Source organism: Streptomyces sp. NPDC127119 (assembly GCF_042677425.1).
Taxonomy (GTDB): Bacteria; Actinomycetota; Actinomycetes; order Streptomycetales; family Streptomycetaceae; genus Streptomyces.
Genome location: NZ_JBHXTO010000021.1, coordinates 47,318 through 66,543, shown reverse-complemented (window position 1 = coordinate 66,543; position 19,226 = coordinate 47,318). Strand labels below are relative to the sequence as shown.

Here is a 19,226-nt window from a genome sequence, read left to right as displayed (position 1 = left end):
TGATGCCTTCCCTCGTCCGGCCTGATCGTCCGGAAGGCACCAACACGGATCGAAGCGGATTTCATCCCTCCGCAACAATCGGGGGCGTGCGCGGAGGGATCAGGGGCGCACGCGGAGGGAGTAGAAGCGGGTGGTCTGGGTGGCGCCCTGGTTGTCGTCACTGACGAGGAGGACACGCAGGGCGCCCCGGCTGCCGCCGGTGACGGCCATGCCCTCGATGTTGTCGAGCAGCGGATTGGGCTGCGGCTGCTTGGCGGTCGCGCCGAGGGAGGGGCAGTCCGCGATGTCCGCGAGAAGGGTCTTACGGACGAGGCGTACGCCGTCCTGGCCGGTCAGGGCGTCGATACGGGAGGTGTCCGTGGCATGCCGCAGGTCCGCCAGATAGAGGCGGACGGTGTTGCCGACCCCGGCGGTGAAGCCGCGTTCCAGGACGAGGAGGCGGCCGTCCGGGGTCGCGGCGGCCTCGACGACCCCGAGACCGGTGTCCGCGCGGTACCCGTACTGGGCGGCGAGCCGGAAGTCGCTCTTGCCGTGCCGCTGCCAGGTCTGGAGGCGCACGATGCCCGCCATGTCGCCGGACAGGGAGCCCTCCATGCCGGCCAGCAGGGTACGGCCGCCGGGCAGCAGGGTCAGCGCCTCGAAGGTCTGGTTGGCGGTGGCGCGGCCGGCCGGGGCGACGCGCAGGGCGTCCGGCACGGGGAGGCGGCCGAGGATCGTGCCGTCGCGGCCGTAGCGGCGTACCGACGGCTCGGTCTCGGACGACACGAGCCGGGTGCCGTCGCGGTCGACGACGAGCCCCTCGGAGTCCAGCGCGGCGCCGCCCTCGTCGGCCAGCGGGACGACGGAACGCGGACGCAGGGTCTTCGGGTCCAGGGTGAAGAGCGAGGACCGGTCGGACAGCGCGGCGATCGCCCCGTCCCGGTCCACGGCCAGCGCGGAGAAGTTGCCGACGAACGTGCCCTCGTACGCCGTCTTGTCGAGGGCGTCGGAGAAACGCTCGATGGAGACGGCGGGCGAACAGGCGTGGCCGCGCGGCTGGGCGGGGGCAGCGGCGGCGGGGCCGGCGGCGGTGAGGCAGGTGGCTGCCGCCAGGCCGGCGGTGAGGGTGGCGAGTACGGATCTCAGGCGCGTGGGCGTGGGCATGGCGTCACGGTAGGAGGAACGGGTGGAGGGGGAGGGTCCTGCCCATGAATTCCGGACAGCGGGCACGCGGTGCGCGTGTGTGCCCGCCGCCGTCGGAGCACCGGTGCGGGTGGAACTCAGTCCTGGTAGACCTTGTTCACGCCCGCGCCGCCGGAGAGGGTGTCGCTGCCCGCGCCGCCGTACAGCGTGTCGTTGCCGCTGTTGCCGTAGATGGTGTCGTCGCCCGCGAGGCCGTACAGGGTGTCGTTGCCCTTGCCGCCGTAAAGGTAGTCGTTCCCCGTCGTCCCGCGCACGATGTCGTCGCCGTCGTCGCCGTACAGGGTGGTGTAGCCCCCTTCGTCGTCGCTGACCGCGGTGAGCGTGTCGTCGCCCGCGCCGCCGTTGCAGCTGTAGTCGCAGCTCGCGAGGATGGTGTCGTTGCCGGCGCCGCCGTCGGCGCCGCGGATCCAGGAGCCGTCGATGCCCTCGATGCGGTCGTCGCCGGCTCCGCCGCTCAGCTGGTTCGCGTACCGGCCCTTGAGGACGTCGGCGCCGTCTCCGCCGCGGATCGTGCCCTGCGCGCTGCCGGTGCCGATCGTCGCGGTGTCGTTCCCGTCGCCGAGGTCGACGTCGTACTGGTTCAGGTCGTCGGAGCCGAGGGGGGTGGGTTCCGTGCACTGGACGACGGTGTGGTCGGCCGGGGAGGGGTAGGTGCACGCGTCGTGGCCCAGGGCGATGTCGACCTGGTCGCGGAAGGTGATGAGGTACTCGTCCTCGTCGCCCTCGGGGTCGACGTCGACGTACTCGATGGAGACCTGCAGGTCGTTCACCTGGCCGGGGGCGGCCGTGTACCAGACCGAGCCGTCCCGGTAGGTGACGGTCGCCGAGGCCGCGGTGTCCGCCTGGGCCGCGACGGGGGCCAGGAGGGCGGCTCCGGCGAGGGTGAGACCGAGGGCTGCGGCGGAGAGGACCCGTGAAGTGCGCATGCGGAAGGAACCCTTCGTATGGATGGGTACGGAAGTGGGTGTGGAGGTGGAGCGGTTGATCAGGCCGCCCGCCGGGGTCTGTGAGACCAGTGGGACAGGTGTTGTCCCCACTCCCCCGGTGAGACCCCGGATCCCAAAGGGTGGTTGTACGGAAACCGGCTTCCTCTTCCAAAAACCTTGCAGGTCAGAGCCGCTTTTAGCCCTCTTCGGTGAGCGCCGCCCGACATCGGCATGAACGCTTCCCGTCATCGTGCGGACGTTCGCGTGACGCCGGACCCCGACTCACGGCGATCCGGTGCACGTCCGTCAGAGCCTCCGTCAGGCGGCCTGCCAGAAAACGGAGTTGCTCCGCGGTGACCCGCTCGTCGGAGCGGCTGGGCCTCGTTCGTCGGTGCCGTCAAAGCCGGAGGCTTCGGCGCTCACAGGTGAGGCCCAGGTTCAGCACAGGTGCTGCCAAAACCGGCCGCGCACGATGAGCTCGTGACATCTGCCACCGATCCGTACCCCCACGCCCCCGAGGCCGTCGCCTCGACGCCTCCCGACGAGCCGGTCGCGCGGCCGGACGAGGCGCCCCGCTGGTCGCTGCCCGTGCTGGCCGCGATCCTCGTCCTGGCCGGCGTGCTGTACTCCTGGAACCTCTCCTCCTCCAGCCTGAACAGCTTCTACAGCGCCGCCGTGTTCAGCGGCACGCAGAGCTGGAAGGCGTGGTTCTTCGGCTCGCTGGACGCCGGGAACTTCATGACCGTGGACAAGCCGCCCTTCGTCCTGATGGTGATGGGCCTGTCCTGCCGCGTCTTCGGGTACGGCACCTGGCAGATGATGCTGCCGCTGGTCGCCGCCGCCCTCGGCACGATCTGGATCCTGCACGCGTCGGTCAAGCGGGTCTGGGGCCACGCCCCGGCCGCCGTCGCCGCGCTCGTCCTCGCGCTCACCCCGATCACCGTCGCCATCAACCGCGACAACAACCCCGACACCCTGCTCGTGCTGCTGATGGTCGGGGGCGCGGCCCTGGCCCTGCGCGCCGTCCACAACGGCAAACTGCTTCCGCTGGTCGGCGCGGCCGTGTGCTTCGGGTTCGCCTTCAACACCAAGATGCTCCAGGGCTACATCGCCCTGCCCGCCGTCTTCGCCGTCTACCTGTACGCGGCCCGGGGCGGCCTGCTCCGCCGCGTACGCAACCTCGCCGTCGCCGCGGTCGCACTGGCGGTCTCCAGCTTCTGGTGGGCCGCCGCCGTGTCGTTCGTGCCCGCCTCCGAGCGCCCGTACATCGGCGGCTCCACGGACGGCACCGCCTGGGACCTGATCATGGGCTACAACGGGCTCGGCCGCGTCCTCGGCGGCGAGGGCAACGGCGGCGGGGGCGGAGGTGGTGGCGGGGGCGGCTTCTCCGGCACCGCCGGGATCGGCCGCATGTTCAACGACGTGCTGGGCGGCCAGATCTCCTGGCTCCTCCCCTTCTCCGCGATCGCCCTCGTCGGCGGCCTCGTCCTGCGTGGCCGCGCCCCCCGTACGGACCTCACGCGCGCCGCGCTGATCCTGTGGGGCGGCTGGACCGTGCTGCACTACTTCACGTTCAGCCTCGCCGAAGGCACCATGCACCCGTACTACACGACCGCCCTCGCGCCCGGCATCGCGGCGCTGTGCGGAGGCGGCGGGGCGATGCTCCTGCGCGCCTTCCGCACGGGTGACGCCAAACGCTGGTCCTGGGTGCTGCCCGTGGCGTTCGCCGCCACCGGCGTCTGGGCCGTCGTCCTGCTGCGGCGCGCCACCGACTGGAACACCTGGCTGTGGCCGGCCGTCGCGGTGGTGATGGTCCTGGCGATCGTGGGCCTGTTCCTCTTCCGGACGGGTCGGCGGACACGGCTGCTCACCGCCGCGGTGGCCGCCGCCGTCGTCGCCTCCCTCGCCGGGCCCACGGCGTACGCGGCCTCCGTGACCGCGAGTTCGGGCGGCGGCATGAACGGTACGAACCCGACGGCGGGCCCGACCACGGGCGGCGGCATGGGCGGCGGACCCGGCGGCGGGGGCGGTGGCCGTGGCGGCCAGGGCGGCTTCCCCGGCGGCGGTGGCGGTCAGGCCCCCGGCGGCCAGCAGAACGGCCAGCAGCAAGGTGGTCAGCAAGCCGGTGGTGAAGCCCCCGGCGGCGGCCAAATGGGTACGCCTCCCAGCGGAGCCCCCAGTGGCACCCCGAGCGGTCAGCAGGGTGACGACCAGCAGCAGGGCGGCACCGCCCAGCCCGGTGGCGCGGGCGGCGGCGGTGGCGGCATGGGCGGCGGCGGCATGGGCGGTGCCGACAGCGCCATGACCTCCTATCTGGAGAAGCACCGCGACGGCGCCAAGTGGCTGGTCGCGGTGTCCAGTTCGCAGAGCGCGGCCCAGCTGATCGTCAGCACGAAGCAGCCCGTCATCTCCATGTGGGGCTGGTCCGGCAGCGACAAGGCCATGACCCTCGCCAAGCTGAAGGAACTCGTGAAGAAGGGCGAACTGCACTACATCGTGCTCGGCGGCGGAGGCATGGGCGGAGGCGGCGGTCTGGGTGGCGGCGACTCCGACAGCGTCAGCGCCGAGGTGACCGCCTGGGTGCAGAAGCACGCGACGGCGGTGAAGGCGAGCGAGTACAGCGGCGATTCGTCGGCGTCCTCCGGCAGTTCGGACAGTTCCGACAGCTCCTCGGTCGACTCTCAGAACACCCAGTCCCTCTACCGCCTCGACGCCGAGGACGTCAACTAGGGCCTCCCCTAAGTCAGTTGGGGAAAACCCTGGCTCTTCGCAACCCCTGGACCGGAAACGTCCAGGAGTTGCGTCGTATGCGAGAACGTCACCCAACCGACCCCTTCCCGTTACGCAAGCGACCTCATGTCCATGCCACTCTCCCGATTGACCGAACTGTCAACACGCGTAGAACGCGGGCCCGTTGCCCCTCCTCACTGCGGGCCCCGCGTACCGGCGCGTGCCGTTCTCGGGAAAGGGCACCCCATATGTCCGTTGTGCAGATTGGCAAGTGGAAGGCGCTGGCAGCAGGCGTCTCCGCCGTCCTCGTCGGCCTCACCCTCCCGACGGTCGCCGCGACCCCCGCCGCGGCCACCACCACCGCGTACGACGACACGTACTACGCGAACGCGATCGGCAAGACCGGCACGGCCCTGAAGGGTTCGCTGCACACGATCATCAGCAGCCAGACGAAGATCTCGTACTCCGCGGTCTGGGAGGCGCTCAAGGTCACCGACCAGGACCCGAACAACAGCAGCAACGTGGTCCTGCTCTACTCCGGCATCTCCCGCAGCAAGTCCCTCAACGGCGGTGACGTCGGCGACTGGAACCGCGAGCACACCTGGGCGCAGTCCCACGGCGACTTCGGCACCTCCGCGGGCCCCGGCACGGACCTGCACCACCTGCGGCCCGAGGACGTCCAGGTCAACAGCATCCGCGGCAACAAGGACTTCGACAACGGCGGCAGCAGCTTCACCAACAGCGGCGGCAGCCTCACCGACTCGAACTCCTTCGAGCCGCGCGACGCCGTCAAGGGCGATGTCGCCCGGATGATCCTCTACATGGCCGTCCGGTACGAGGGCGACGACTCCTGGCCCGACCTGGAGCCCAACGACGCCGTCACCAACGGCAGCGTCCCGTACCACGGCCGCCTCTCGGTGCTGAAGCAGTGGAACGACGAGGACCCGCCCAGCACCTCCGAAGAGCGCCGCAACGAGCTGATCTACAGCAACTACCAGCACAACCGGAACCCGTTCATCGACCACCCGGAGTGGGTCGAGGCGATCTGGTAGCCCGGCCCGGGCCGCACGGAACCGACAGTGAGTGGCGCTGAACCCCCGGTCACCAATGGGGAGTTCAGCGCCACATCTGTCTCTGCGGTTACGAATCCATGACATTGAAGCGCACAACCGGTGGCGCCCCGATCGAGTCGAACCCAGTGAACGCGGCATTCCGCACACAAAGCGGAATCCGACGACCGACGAACGTCGACAGATGGACGTCGACCGACTCGAAAGGCTCACGTATGTCCCGAGCACACCGCCGAACTCGTACCGCGCTCAGCGCACCCCTGGCAGCGGCCGTGCTGCTCGCCGGAGGATTCGGCGCGATGGCCCTCACCGGGGCCTCGGCCCAGGCGGCCCCCGCGGCGGCGGACGCGCAGGACGACTTCAACGGCGACGGCTACGCCGACCTGGTCGTGGGCGCCCCGGACGGCACCATCTCCAGCAAGGCCAAGGCCGGTTACGTGGCCGTCACGTACGGTTCCGCCAGTGGCGTCTCCGCCTCCAACAAGAAGCTCATCAGCCGCTCCACCAGTGGCGTTCCCGGCTCCGCCACCGCGAGCCAGCGCTTCGGGTCGACCTTCAGCAAGGGCGACCTCGACGGCGACGGCTACAGCGACCTCGTGATCGCGGGCGGCAAGGCCGGCTCCGTCATCCTGTGGGGCTCCGCCTCCGGACTCACCGGCGGCACGGCGATAGCCGGGTACGGGACCCCCACCACAGGTGACTTCGACGGCGACGGCAAGACGGACCTCGCCCTGTTCACCTACCAGAACGTCGAGGGCGACGACCCGGTGAACGCCACCGGCACCGTGTGGAAGGGCCCCGTCTCGCGTGCCGGAACGCCCGCCTCCACCCTGCCCCTCCTGAAGTCCGGCGAGTCGATCAGCGGCCCCGTCCGCACCACCGAGACCGGCGACGTCAACGGTGACGGCAAGGACGACATCGTTGCCTACCACTACGAGGGCGACGGCGTCTGGGGCAACCGCCTGCTCCTCGGCGGCGGCAACGCGGGCTTCAAGGGCGCCTGGGTCCCCGGTGAGGCCGCGGGCAACAAGATGGGCACCGGCGTCGGGGACGTCGACAAGGACGGCTTCGACGACGTCGTGGTCGGCAACGACTGGGGCAGCGGCAAGGTCAAGGTCGCCCTCGGTTCGGCCACCGGCCTGTCCGAGGACCGCGTCCAGACCTTCAACCAGGACTCGCCCGGGTTCCCCGGCGCCGAGGAGGAAGAGGACGAGATCGGCGCGTCGGTCTCGGTCGCGGACGTCAACGGTGACGGCTACGCCGACATCGCGCTCGGCATCCCGGGCGAGGACGTCGGCGACATCTACGACACCGGCTCGGTCGCCCTGGTCCCCGGCAGCGCCGCCGGTGCCACGGGCGCCGGGACGCAGGTCTTCCACCAGAACACCGCCGGAATCCCCGGAGTCGCCGAGAACAGCGACGAGTTCGGTGTGAGCACCGCCCTGCTGGACCTCAACGGCGACGGCCACCGAGACCTCGCGGCCGGCTCCACCGCCGAGAACGAGCAGAACGGCGCGGTCTGGATCCTGAACGGCACGGCGAGCGGCCTCACCGCCACCTCGTCGTTCGCGTTCGGCGCGGGCACCCTCGGCGCCCCCGCCACGGCCGCCCACTTCGGCGCGTACCTGCGCTGACCGATCGGCCTGCGGACATGACGGTGGGGCGGCCCCGTGCCGCCCCACCGTCATGTCCGCCCCCGCAAAAGGGGATTGCTCAGCCCAGGTGCGTCGGCGCGAACATCCGCAGCAGGGCCGGCAGCACGACCACCGAGGGGCCGGGCGTGGCGAGGGCCTTGGCGAGGTCGGCGGCGAGGGTGTCCGGGGTGGTCCGTACGCCGGGGACGCCGAAGGACTCCGCGAGCGCCACATAGTCCGGGCGGGTCAGTTCCGTGGCCGTGGACTGCCCGAAGGCGTCCGTCATGTACTCGCGCAGGATGCCGTACCCGCCGTCGTCGACGATCAGCCAGGTCACGTCGAGGTCGTGCTGCCGGGCGGTGGCGAGTTCGGCGATGGAGTAGAGCGCGCCGCCGTCGCCGGAGACCGCGAGGACGGGGTGGGTGGGGTCGGCGACCGCGCCGCCGACCGCCGCCGGGAAGGCGTAGCCGAGGCCGCCCGCGCCCTGGGCGGAGTGCATGGTGTTGGGGCGCCGGGCGTCGAAGGCGGACCAGGCCCAGTAGGCGAGGATCGTCATGTCCCAGAAGCTCGCCGACCGGTCGGGCAGGGCTTCCCGGACGGCCGCCAGCACCTGCTGTTCCAGGGTGAGTTCCTGCGCGTCGATCCGTTCGCGGACGAGGTCGAGCACGGTCCGTACGCGGTCCGCGGCCGTCTCGTCCTGCCGCTGCTCCGTGATGGTTTCGAGCAGCGCCGACAGGCCGAGGCGGGCGTCCGCGTGGATGCCGAGGGCGGGGTGGTTGGACTCCAGTTTCCCGAGGTCGGCCTCGATCTGGACGACCCGGCCGCGGGGCTTGAACGTGTAGTAGTTCGAGGAGAGTTCGCCGAGCCCCGAGCCGACCACGAGGAGTACGTCGGCGTCCTCCAGGAAGTCCGTGGTGTGCCGGTCCTCCAGCCAGGACTGCAGCGAGAGCGGATGGTTCCAGGGGAAGGCGCCCTTGCCGCCGAAGGTGGTGACGACGGGCGCGTTCAGCCGCTCGGCGAGCTGCCGCAGCTTGCCCGACGCGTCGGCGCGTACGACTCCGCCGCCCGCGATGATCACCGGTCGGGCCGCGTTCGCGAGCAGGTCGGCGGCCACGGCGGTCAGTTCGGGGCGCGGCGGCAGGTCGTGGGGCGCCGCGTCCACGGCGGTCACGACGGGCAGGGCCGTCTCGGCGAGCAGCACGTCCTGCGGGATCTCCACCCATACGGGCCCGTGCGGGGCGGTGAGCGCCGACTCCCAGGCCTCGGCGATCGCGGAGGGGATCTGCGACTGCGTACGGACCGTGTGGACGGACTTCACCACGCCCCGGAACGAGGCCTGCTGGTCCGGGAGTTCGTGGAGGTAGCCGTGCCGGCCGCCGCCGAGGCCCGCGCCCGGGATCTGGCTGCTGATGGCGAGGACGGGGGCGCTGGCCGCCGCCGCCTCCTGGAGCGCGGCCAGCGAGGTCAGCGCGCCGGGACCGGTCGACAGGAGCAGCGGGGCCGCCTCGCCGGTGATCCGGCCGTACGCGTCCGCCGCGAATCCGGCGTTGTTCTCGACCCGCAGCCCGATGTACGCGAGGTCGGAGCGGCGCAGCGCGTCGAACATGCCGAGCGCGTGCTGGCCGGGGAGCCCGAAGACGGTGGTGGCGCCGAGACCGGTGAGGGTCTCCACGACCAGGTCTCCGCCGTTGCGGCCGGGCGGCGGGTCGAGCGCGGCCTCCGTCTGCTCCGGGGTCGGGCGGAGCACCAGGTCGTGGTCGTGGGTCACTGCGCTCGGGCCTCTGCAATCTGGCGGGACATGATGGTGGTGAGCTCGTACGCCGTGTGGGACGCGGCGACCGAGGTGATCTCGGCGTGATCGTACGCGGGGGCGACCTCGACGACGTCCGCGGAGACCAGCCGGCAGGAGGCGAGGCCGCGCAGGATCTCCAGGAGTTCGCGGGAGGTCATGCCGCCCGCCTCCGGCGTGCCGGTGCCGGGCGCGTGCGCCGGGTCGAGGCAGTCGATGTCGATGGAGATGTAGAGCGGGCGGTCGCCGATGCGCTGGCGCAGCTGGTCGGCGACCTCGTCGGCGCCGCGCCGGTAGATGTCGGCGGAGGTGACGATGCCAAAGCCCATCTTCTCGTCGTCGGTGAGGTCCTGCCGGCCGTACAGGGGCCCGCGGGTACCGACGTGGGAGAGCGCCTCGGTGTCGAGGATGCCCTCCTCGACGGCCCGCCGGAACGGGGTGCCGTGCGTGTACTCGGCGCCGAAGTAGGTGTCCCAGGTGTCGAGGTGCGCGTCGAAGTGCAGCAGCGCGACCGGGCCGTGCCTGCGGGCGACCGCGCGCAGCAGCGGCAGCGCGATGGTGTGGTCGCCGCCGAGGGTCATCAGCCGGGCGCCGGTGCCGAGGAGTTCGTCGGCGGCACCTTCGATGGTCTCCACGGCCTCGTTGATGTCGAAGGGGTTCGCGGCGATGTCACCGGCGTCCGCGACCTGCGCGAGGGCGAACGGCGAGGCGTCCTGCGCCGGGTTGTACGGCCGCAGCAGTCGGCTCGCCTCACGGATCGCGTTCCCGCCGAAGCGGGCGCCCGGCCGGTAGGAGACGCCCGCGTCGAACGGCACGCCGACCACGGCGACGTCGGTGGTGCCGACCTCGTCGAGGCGGGGCAGCCGGGCGAAGGTCGCCGGTCCCGCGTAGCGCGGTACGCGGGAGGAGTCGACGGGCCCGCGGGGCGTCTCGTTGGTGTTCATCGGGTGACACTCTCTTCCTTGAGTTCGGCGGCGGGCTCGGAGCCACGGCCCGCGAGGCGTTCGCGCCAGGCGGCGAGCACCGCCGCGTCGGTGGCGGGCGTGGCGAGGGAGACGATCACGTACACGGCGAGGGAGGCGAGGAGGCCGTAGTAGACGGGCTCGTTCGCGAGGATGCCGTAGGTGGCCATCAGGCCGACGACCGCGACACCGCCGACCGCGACGGCGGCGAGGGCGCCCTGGGCGGTGCCGCGCTTCCAGAGCAGCCCGCCGAGGATGGGCACGAGGAGGCCGCCGACGAGGAGGTTGTAGGCGACGGTCAGGGCCTCGACGACGTTGTTGAGCGCGATGGCCGTACAGACGACGGCGATGCCCATGACGAGGATGAAGATGCGGTTGCCCTTGACCTCGTCGTGTTCCTCGCCCCCGTCACCCCCCGGCCGGACGGCTCCGCGCAGCCGCGACCAGATGTCGTTGTTGGCGACGGTCGCGCAGGCGATGAGGGCTCCGGAGGACGTGGACATCACGGCCGCGAGGGCGGCGGCGAGCACGAGTCCCCGTACCCCGACGGGCAGTTCGTCCTTGACGATGGTGGCGAAGGCGTCGTCCGGGCTGGCCAGCTTCGGGTACAGCACCTTGGCGGCCGTGCCGATGACGGCGCCGGCGAGCGCGTACACCAGGCAGTAGGTGCCCGCGACGGTGCCGCCCCACTTGGCGGTCCTGTCGCTGCCCGCGGTGAAGACGCGCTGCCAGATGTCCTGCCCGATCAGCATGCCGAACGTGTAGATGAGCACGTAGGTGAAGATCGTCTCGCCGCCGATGCCCAGCGGGTCGAAGTAGCCGGTGGGCAGCTGCGCCTTCATCTCGCTGAACCCGCCGGCCTTGACGACGGCGATGGGCAGCAGCAGAAGCAGCACACCGATCGTCTTCACGACGAACTGCACCATGTCGGTGAGGGTGATCGACCACATGCCGCCGAGCGTCGAGTACGCGACGACGATCGAGCCGCCGAGGATGATCGCGACCGTCCGGTTCATGTCGAAGAGGACGTCGAAGATGGTGGCGTACGCGATGGTCGACGTCACCGCGAGCATGAGGGTGTACGCCCACATGACCAGGCCCGAGATCACCCCGGCCCGGCCGCCGTAGCGCAGGTCGAGCATCTCGGAGACCGTGTAGACCTTCAGCCGGGCGATGCGCGCCGAGAAGAAGAGGGACAGGGCGAGGAGCCCGAGGCCGATGGTGAAGACCATCCAGGCGCCGGAGAGCCCGTACTGGTAGCCGAGGCCGACGCCGCCGATGGTGGACGCGCCGCCGAGGACGATCGCGGCCATCGTGCCCGAGTACATCGTCGGGCCGAGCCGGCGTCCGGCGACCAGGAAGTCGCTCTTGGACTTGGCGCGGCGCATGCCCCACCAGCCCATGGCCAGCATCCCGGCGAGATAGACGACGATCACGGTGTAGTCGACGGCCATGGGGCCCTCCTGGCTGGCTGGATCGCTCGTGTGCACCGGGGTGGGCGGCTGCCCTTACCCGCGGTCTCCGGTCGCCACGACATTAGGTGGCCGGAAAGCAACGCTGAAGTGTACGTTTCATCCACTGTCACCGGATCAGATGGAGGAAACGTCCACCATGCCGGACGCCGCCGTTCCCGCAGTCCCGCCCACCCCGCCGGTCGCGCTCGCCGCCCTGCTGGCCCGCGACGATCTCGGACTGCGGCAGATCGCGGGCCCGGGCGATCCGGCCACGGTGATCCACTGGGCGCACACCTCGGAGATGGCGGACCCGTACCCGTACCTGCTCGGCGGCGAGCTGCTGCTGACGGCGGGCGTGCACATTCCGGAGGCGGCGGGATCGGGCACCTACTTCGACGCGTACGTGTCCCGGATCGTCGCGGCGGGCGGCGCCGCCCTCGGCTTCGGGGTGGCGCCGGTGCACGACACGGTGCCGCGGGCCCTGGTGGAGGCCTGCGACCAGTACGGGCTGCCGCTCGTGGAGGTGCCGCCCCGGACGACCTTCTCCGGCGTGGCGCGGGCGGTCTGGCAGCTCATGGCCCAGGCCCGGCACACCGAACTGCGCCGCGTCACGGAGGCCCAGCAGAGCCTGGCCGCCGCCGCTGCCCGCCCGGACCCGGTCCCGTCGGTGCTCCGGCAGCTCGCCCAGCGGACCGGGGGCCGCGCCGCGCTGTACGCCCCGGACGGCGGGGAGGTGGCCTCTGCGGGGCGGCTGCCGGGGCCCGGAACGGGGGCGGAGGTGGGTGCGGCGCTGGCGGGGCTGGCGGCGGTGGTACGGCCCGGCGGCGACGGCGGTCCGGGCCTCGGCAGCGGTCCGACGCCGTCCTCCGCGAGCGACACCGTGGCCGGGGTCCATCTCGCCGCGTACGCCCTCGGCACCGGCCAGGGATTCGTCCTCGGGGTGGCCGCCGCCCGCCGCGATCCGGGCGACCACACGATCGCCTCCGTCGGCGCGGTGCTCCTCTCCCTCCTCACCGGGGAGCACCAGAGCAGTACGGGCGCGGCCCGCTCCTCGGCGCTCGTCCGCATGCTGCTGGGCGCCGCGCCGCAGGAGGTCGCTCCGCTGCTGGACCCCGGCGAGCTGTGGGTCGTCGTGCACGCGCGCCCCGACGGCCCCCCGCCGGACGCCGTGGCCGCGTCGGCGCTCGGGGCGGCGCTGGGGTCTCCGCTGGTCGACCTGGCCGGTGACGTCGTACGGGTCCTCGTCCCCGCGGGTCACCGCGAACCCGTCGCCCAGTCCGGCTGGACGTGCGGGGTGAGCGCGGCCGTCGCCCCGGGCGAGTGGGGGGTCGCCGACACGCAGGCCGCTCGTGCGCTGTCGCGGGCGCGGGCCGTGCGGGAGCCGGTGGTCCGGCACGGGGATCAGCCGGGGCTGGCCGGGCTGGTCCCGCCCGACGAGGCCGCCGCGTACGCCCGTGCGGTGCTCGCCCCCGTCGCGGCGAACCCCGCCCTCACGGAGACGCTCCGCACCTGGCTGTCCCTGCACGGCAGCTGGGACCGTACGGCGGTGGCGCTCTCGGTCCACCGCAACACGGTCCGCCAACGCGTCGCCCGCGCGGCGGCCCTCCTGAACACGGACCTGGACGACCCGGACGTCCGCATGGAACTGTGGTTCGCCCTACGCGCCACCTGACCACTTCCCTCGCCCCCGCCGCCCCTACCCGCCCCGTCACGAACTCAGGGGCTCCGCCCCCGAACCCCCGGTCCTCAAACGCCGGACGGGCTGAAAGACACCGGACGGGCTGGAAGTAGGGGCGCAGCCCCACTTCCAGGGGCGCGGGGAACTGCGCGACCGGCCACACTCGACCCGCACCCGAAGACAAAAGCCGGGGCGCAGCCCCGCTTTTCAGGGGCGCGGGGAACTGCGCGACCAGCCCCCACCGGCCCGCAGCCGACGACAGCCCAAACCCGGGGCCCGGGGCGGAGCCCCGCCCTTCAGGGGCGCGGGGGAACTGCGCGGCCGACCCCCACCGGCCCGCACCCGACAAACAGATCAACCCTCCCCAAACCCCCGAGTGACTCAAATCCCACGGTTCGATACCCGGCACCACCCAGCGGAGCGCACCGGCAGAATGGGGGTATGCCGATACCCGTGACCCCCAGCCGCGCCGACCTCCTCGACCACCTCGTCCAGACGCGTATCGCGGGCAACGTGGCCACCCCCCGCGAGAACAACCTGTCCCACTACCGCAAGCTGGCCAATGGCGACCGCAACTACTGGCTCGGCCTGGAGCTCGGGGACCGCTGGACCGACGAGCAGGACGTCCTCGCGGTGATGGCGGAGCGGTGCGGCGTGAACGACGACCCGGAGTACCGGTACGGCCAGGACACCATCGACCCGGAGCTGACCGTGGACGCGCTGGAGCGCATGGCGGGCCGTCTGCGCAAGGCCGCAGCCGGCAGACAGCGCGTGCTGTTCGCGACGGGCCACCCGGGCGGCCTGCTGGACGTGCACCGCGCGACCGCCGCCGCCCTGCGCGCGGCCGGCTGCGAGATCGTCGTCATCCCGGACGGCCTGACGACGGACGAGGGTTACGTCTTCCAGTTCGCCGACGTCGCCGTCCTGGAGCACGGCGCGACCCTGTGGCACACCCACTCGGGCGAGCCGATGCGGGCGATCCTGAAGGGCCTGGAGGGCGAGGGCAGCCCCCTGCCCGACCTGGTCGTCGCCGACCACGGGTGGGCGGGCTGCGCGGGCCAGCTGGGCGTGGACTCCGTGGGCTACGCGGACTGCAACGACCCGGCCCTGTTCCTCGCGGAGGCGGAGGGCACGGTCCAGGTGACCGTCCCCATGGACGACCACGTCACGAGCCCCCGCCACTACGACCCGATGACGGCTTACCTGCTGGACGCGGCAGGACTGACCGCAGGCGACTAGTCCGACTGGTCCCGCGGGATACGGACCACGCCTTCCTGGATCACCGTGATCGCCAGTTGCCCGTCCCGCGTGTAGATGCGGGCCTGCCCGAGCCCCCGCCCCCCGGACGCGGACGGCGACTCCTGGTCGTACAGGAGCCATTCGTCGGCACGGAACGGGCGGTGGAACCACATCGCGTGGTCCAGGGAGGCCCCGACGACGTCCCCGGTGACCCAGCCGCCGCGCCCGTGGGCGAGCAGCACGGAGTCGAGGAGCGTCATGTCGGAGACGTACGTGGCGAGGCAGACGTGCAGCAGCGGCTCGTCGATCGCGCCGTCGAGTTTGCCGTTGGTGCGGAACCAGACCTGCGAGCGCGGTTCGCGCGGCTTGCCGACGCTCGCGAACGGCGGCGCGTCGACGTAGCGCAGGTCGACTGCGGCCCGCGCCTCCAGCATCCGCTGGGCGACACCCTGGTCCCCGTACGCCTCCAGGTACCGCGGCAGCATCTCGTCCGTGGTCTCCAGCGTCTCCGGGTCGGGCGCGGGCGGCATGGCGGTCTGGTGGTCCATGCCCTCCTCGTACGTCTGGAACGACGCGGAGAGATGGAAGATCGGCTGTCCGTGCTGGACGGCGACCACCCGGCGGGTGGTGAAGGACCGGCCGTCGCGGATGCGGTCGACGGTGTAGACGATGGGCGCGCCCGCGTCCCCGGCGCGCAGGAAGTAGGCGTGCAGGGAGTGGGCGTGCCGGTCCGCGGGGACCGTACGGCCCGCGGCGACCAGGGCCTGCGCCGCGACCTGTCCGCCGAAGACGCGCGGGACGACGGCGAAGCGTGACTGACCGCGGAAGATGTCCTGCTCGATCCGCTCGAGGTCGAGCAGATCGAGCAGGCCCTCAAGTGCCTGACTCATGCGTCAGTTGTACCGTGCAGTCGTTTCCCGGATGGTTTCGCGGGCCTTACAGGCCCATGTTCTTCGCGATGATCGACTTCATGATCTCGCTGGTGCCGCCGTAGATGCGGTTGACGCGGTTGTCCGCGTACAGGCGGGCGATCGGGTACTCGTTCATGAAGCCGTAGCCGCCGTGCAGCTGGAGGCAGCGGTCGATGACGCGGTGCGCGACCTCGGTGCAGAACAGCTTCGCGGACGCGGCCTCGGCGGCCGACAGCTCGCCCTGGTCGAGGGCTTCCAGGGCGCGGTCGGCGACCGCCTGGGCGGCGTCGACCTCGGCCTGGCAGGCGGCCAGCTCGAACTTGGTGTTCTGGAAGTGCGAGACGGGCTTGCCGAAGACCGTGCGCTCGAGCACGTACTCCTTGGCGAAGCGGACGGCCGCCGCGGCCTGCGCGTACGCGCCGAAGGCGATGCCCCAGCGCTCGGAGGGCAGGTTGCCGCCGAGGTAGGAGAAGCCCTTGTTCTCCTCGCCGAGGAGGTCCTCGACGGGCACCTTGACGTCGACGAACGCCAGCTCGGCGGTGTCGGAGGTCTTCAGGCCGAGCTTGTCGAGCTTACGGCCCACCGAGTAGCCCTCGGCCTTGGTGTCGACGGCGAACAGGGAGATGCCGAAGCGGCGGTCCTCGGCCGTGGACGGGGAGGTGCGGGCGCAGACGATCACGCGGTCGGCGTGCACGCCACCGGTGATGAACGTCTTGGCGCCGTTGAGGACGTAGTGCGTGCCGTCCTCGCTCAGCTTGGCGGTGGTCTTCATGCCCGCGAGGTCGGAGCCGGTGCCCGGCTCGGTCATCGCGAGGGCCCACATCTCCTCACCGGAGACGAACTTCGGCAGGAAGCGCTTCTTCTGCTCGTCGGTGGCGAGCGCCTTGATGTAGGGCAGGCCCAGCAGCACGTGCACGCCGGAGCCGCCGAAGGAGACACCCGCGCGGGCGGTCTCCTCGTACATCACGGCCTCGAACTTGTACGAGTCGATGCCGGCGCCGCCGAACTCCTCGTCCACCCGGATGCCGAAGACGCCCAGCTCGGCGAGCTTGTAGTAGAAGTCGCGGGGCGCCTGGCCCGCCGCGAACCACTCGTCGTAGACGGGGACGACCTCGGCCTCGATGAAGGCGCGCAGGGTCTCCCGGAACGCCTCGTGATCTTCGCTGAACACCGTACGGCGCACCGCCGCCACCTCCGCCTGGCTCAAGTTTCCATGTCCGAGCGCATACCTAAGCGCTTGCTCAGGCCTACGTTACCGGCCGGTCACGACCATCGTCCAGACCGGACCCCGCAGGCATCCAGAGACGCTCGTCACGCCCGGCCACTCAGGGCACCTCCGGCGCCCCGGGCTCCCCGGCCGCCGCGAACGCGCCCCTCGCCATACGGTGCAACAGTTCCGCCGTGCCCGCCCGTCCGGGCAGTGACCCGGGGCGCCCCAGATGCGGTGTGGAGTTGAGCAGCCCGAAGACCGAGTGCACGGCCGAACGGGCGCTCGGCTCGGCCAGCGCGGGGTGGATCTCGCGCACGACCGTCACCCACAGCTCGACGTACTGCCGCTGCAGCTGCCGTACGAGCTTGCGGTCGCTGTCGCGCAGGCGGTCCAGCTCGCGGTCGTGCAGGGTGATCAGCGGGCGGTCGTCGAGCGCGAAGTCGATGTGCCCCTCGATGAGCGAGTCGAGGAGCGCCTCCGGACTCCCGCCTGCCTCCGCCACCCGGAGCCTGCCGCCGGTCAGCAGCTGCTCACTGATCCCCACCAGCAGCTCGGCGAGCATCGCGTCCTTGCCGGCGAAGTGGCGGTACAGGCCGGGCCCGCTGATGCCGACCGCAGCGCCTATCTCGTCGACGCCGACCCCGTGGAAGCCGCGTTCGGCGAAGAGCCGGGCGGCTTCCTTGAGGATCTGCTCGCGGCGGGTGGGGGCGTCCGTTCTGGTGGCCATGGAAGCAATTCTAGACAGGATGGTTAGCGCTCGTTAACCTGAAGGAAACGCGTTAACGCTCATTAACTTGTTGCGTGAGGGGACCGCAGGATGCACGAGGCACCGGAGCTCCACAGCGCGGCCGATCCCGCGTCGGAGGCCTGGCGGAACAACGAGGCGGCACACCACGCCCTCGTCGACGAACTGCGGCGCAAACTCGCCGCGGCCCGCCTCGGCGGCGGCGAGCGGGCCCGCGCCCGGCACACCGCCCGCGGCAAGCTGCTGCCGCGCGACCGCGTGGACACGCTGCTCGACCCCGGCTCACCGTTCCTGGAGCTGGCCCCGCTGGCGGCGGACGGGCTGTACGAGGGCCAGGCCCCGGCGGCGGGCGTCATCGCCGGCATCGGCCGGGTCGCGGGCCGCGAGTGCGTGGTGGTCGCCAACGACGCCACGGTCAAGGGCGGCACGTACTACCCCATGACGGTGAAGAAGCACCTGCGCGCCCAGGAGGTGGCACTGGAGAACCGCCTGCCCTGCGTCTACCTGGTGGACTCGGGCGGCGCCTTCCTCCCCATGCAGGACGAGGTCTTCCCCGACCGCGACCACTTCGGCCGGATCTTCTACAACCAGGCCCGGATGTCCGGGGCGGGAATCCCGCAGATCGCGGCGGTCCTCGGCTCGTGCACGGCCGGCGGGGCGTACGTCCCGGCGATGAGTGACGAGGCCGTCATCGTGCGCGGCCAGGGCACGATCTTCCTCGGCGGCCCGCCCCTGGTGAAGGCTGCCACCGGCGAGGTCGTCACCGCGGAGGAGCTGGGCGGCGGCGAGGTCCACTCCCGGGTCTCCGGCGTCACCGACCACCTCGCGGAGGACGACGCGCACGCCCTGCGGATCGTCCGCACGATCGTCTCGACGCTCCCCGACCGCGCACCCCTGCCCTGGTCGGTCACGCAGGGCACGGAACCGAAGGTGGACCCCGCCGGGCTGTACGGCGCGGTCCCGGTCGACTCCCGCACCCCCTACGACGTACGCGAGGTCATCGCGCGCGTGGTGGACGGCTCACGCTTCGCGGAGTTCAAGTCGGAGTTCGGCCAGACGCTCGTCACCGGCTTCGCGCACATCCACGGCCACCCGGTCGGGATCGTCGCCAACAACGGCATCCTGTTCTCCGAGTCCGCCCAGAAGGGCGCCCACTTCATCGAACTGTGCGACCAGCGCGGCATCCCGCTGGTCTTCCTGCAGAACATCTCGGGCTTCATGGTGGGCCGCCAGTACGAGGCCGGGGGCATCGCCAAGCACGGCGCCAAGATGGTGACCGCGGTGGCCTGCACGCGCGTACCGAAGCTGACGGTGGTGGTCGGCGGCTCGTACGGGGCGGGCAACTACTCGATGTGCGGCCGGGCGTACTCCCCGCGCTTCCTGTGGATGTGGCCCAACGCCAAGATCTCCGTGATGGGCGGCGAGCAGGCCGCCTCCGTCCTCGCGACCGTCAAGCGCGACCAGCTGGAGGGCCGGGGCGAGTCCTGGCCGACGGACGAGGAAGAGGCCTTCAAGGCCCCGATCCGCGCCCAGTACGAGACCCAGGGCAGCGCCTACTACGCCACGGCCCGGCTCTGGGACGACGGCGTGATCGACCCGATGGAGACCCGGCAGGTCCTGGGTCTGGCCCTGACCGCCTGTGCGAACGCGCCACTGGGCGACCCCCAGTTCGGCGTCTTCCGGATGTAAGGGAACC

The 19,226-nt window shown here is 71.6% G+C and carries 14 protein-coding genes; 6 read left to right on the top strand and 8 right to left on the bottom strand.

What is annotated here, in order from left to right; genetic code table 11:
* Nucleotides 1–99 precede the first annotated feature (99 nt).
* Together ACFVH5_RS12870 and ACFVH5_RS12865 are read right to left on the bottom strand one after the other, a co-directional pair.
* Entirely contained in the window at nt 100–1,143 is a 1,044-nt protein-coding gene (locus ACFVH5_RS12870) for an esterase-like activity of phytase family protein (protein ID WP_385833580.1), read from the bottom strand.
* Between the two features lie 116 nt (nt 1,144–1,259).
* Nucleotides 1,260–2,108 carry a calcium-binding protein gene (locus ACFVH5_RS12865; protein ID WP_385833579.1) on the bottom strand — a complete coding sequence of 283 codons (849 nt, stop codon included), beginning with the start codon at nt 2,106–2,108 and terminating at the stop codon, nt 1,260–1,262.
* Between the two features lie 480 nt (nt 2,109–2,588).
* Between ACFVH5_RS12865 and ACFVH5_RS12860 the strand changes: the two genes are divergently transcribed.
* From ACFVH5_RS12860 to ACFVH5_RS12850, 3 genes are all read left to right on the top strand, one after another.
* Entirely contained in the window at nt 2,589–4,838 is a 2,250-nt protein-coding gene (locus ACFVH5_RS12860) for an ArnT family glycosyltransferase (protein ID WP_385833577.1), read from the top strand.
* Nucleotides 4,839–5,086: 248 nt separating this feature from the next.
* A complete protein-coding gene (locus ACFVH5_RS12855) occupies nt 5,087–5,890 on the top strand; it encodes an endonuclease I family protein (protein WP_385833575.1) in 804 nt (267 codons plus the stop codon).
* 233 nt (nt 5,891–6,123) lie between these two features.
* Nucleotides 6,124–7,542, top strand: a complete 1,419-nt coding sequence (locus ACFVH5_RS12850; protein ID WP_385833574.1) for an FG-GAP and VCBS repeat-containing protein — start codon at nt 6,124–6,126, stop codon at nt 7,540–7,542.
* A gap of 79 nt (nt 7,543–7,621) precedes the next feature.
* On the opposite strand, the gene ACFVH5_RS12845 is transcribed toward ACFVH5_RS12850, so the two are convergent.
* Genes ACFVH5_RS12845 through ACFVH5_RS12835 form a run of 3 tightly spaced genes read right to left on the bottom strand, consistent with a single transcriptional unit; the run spans nt 7,622 to nt 11,747 of the window.
* Nucleotides 7,622–9,310 (bottom strand): thiamine pyrophosphate-binding protein, encoded by a 1,689-nt coding sequence (locus ACFVH5_RS12845; protein ID WP_385833573.1) that lies wholly within the window; start codon nt 9,308–9,310, stop codon nt 7,622–7,624.
* Nucleotides 9,307–10,275: an agmatinase gene (gene speB, locus ACFVH5_RS12840; protein ID WP_385833572.1), complete on the bottom strand. Its 969-nt coding sequence runs from the start codon at nt 10,273–10,275 to the stop codon at nt 9,307–9,309. The genes ACFVH5_RS12845 and speB overlap by 4 nt, the downstream gene beginning before the upstream one ends.
* Entirely contained in the window at nt 10,272–11,747 is a 1,476-nt protein-coding gene (locus ACFVH5_RS12835) for a sodium:solute symporter (RefSeq protein ID WP_385833571.1), read from the bottom strand. The genes speB and ACFVH5_RS12835 overlap by 4 nt, the downstream gene beginning before the upstream one ends.
* 157 nt (nt 11,748–11,904) lie before the next feature.
* Here ACFVH5_RS12835 and ACFVH5_RS12830 point away from each other — a divergent pair, with 157 nt between their 5' ends.
* A complete protein-coding gene (locus tag ACFVH5_RS12830) occupies nt 11,905–13,419 on the top strand; it encodes a PucR family transcriptional regulator ligand-binding domain-containing protein (RefSeq protein ID WP_385833570.1) in 1,515 nt (504 codons plus the stop codon).
* Nucleotides 13,420–13,866: 447 nt separating this feature from the next.
* Nucleotides 13,867–14,664, top strand: coding sequence for a phosphatase (locus ACFVH5_RS12825; protein ID WP_384807930.1), 798 nt, complete (start codon nt 13,867–13,869; stop codon nt 14,662–14,664).
* Here ACFVH5_RS12825 and ACFVH5_RS12820 read toward each other — a convergent pair.
* The 3 genes from ACFVH5_RS12820 to ACFVH5_RS12810 form a co-directional block, all read right to left on the bottom strand.
* On the bottom strand, nt 14,661–15,554 hold the full coding sequence (locus ACFVH5_RS12820; RefSeq protein ID WP_385833569.1) for an acyl-CoA thioesterase: 894 nt from the start codon (nt 15,552–15,554) through the stop codon (nt 14,661–14,663). The genes ACFVH5_RS12825 and ACFVH5_RS12820 overlap by 4 nt on opposite strands.
* Nucleotides 15,555–15,600: 46 nt before the next feature.
* Nucleotides 15,601–16,758 carry an acyl-CoA dehydrogenase family protein gene (locus tag ACFVH5_RS12815; protein WP_384808009.1) on the bottom strand — a complete coding sequence of 386 codons (1,158 nt, stop codon included), beginning with the start codon at nt 16,756–16,758 and terminating at the stop codon, nt 15,601–15,603.
* A 142-nt stretch (nt 16,759–16,900) separates the two neighbouring features.
* Entirely contained in the window at nt 16,901–17,512 is a 612-nt protein-coding gene (locus ACFVH5_RS12810) for a TetR/AcrR family transcriptional regulator (protein ID WP_384807926.1), read from the bottom strand.
* 90 nt (nt 17,513–17,602) lie between these two features.
* Between ACFVH5_RS12810 and ACFVH5_RS12805 the strand changes: the two genes are divergently transcribed.
* Complete coding sequence (locus ACFVH5_RS12805; protein WP_385833567.1) at nt 17,603–19,219, top strand: carboxyl transferase domain-containing protein; 1,617 nt, start codon at nt 17,603–17,605, stop codon at nt 19,217–19,219.
* The last annotated feature ends 7 nt before the right edge of the window (nt 19,220–19,226 follow it).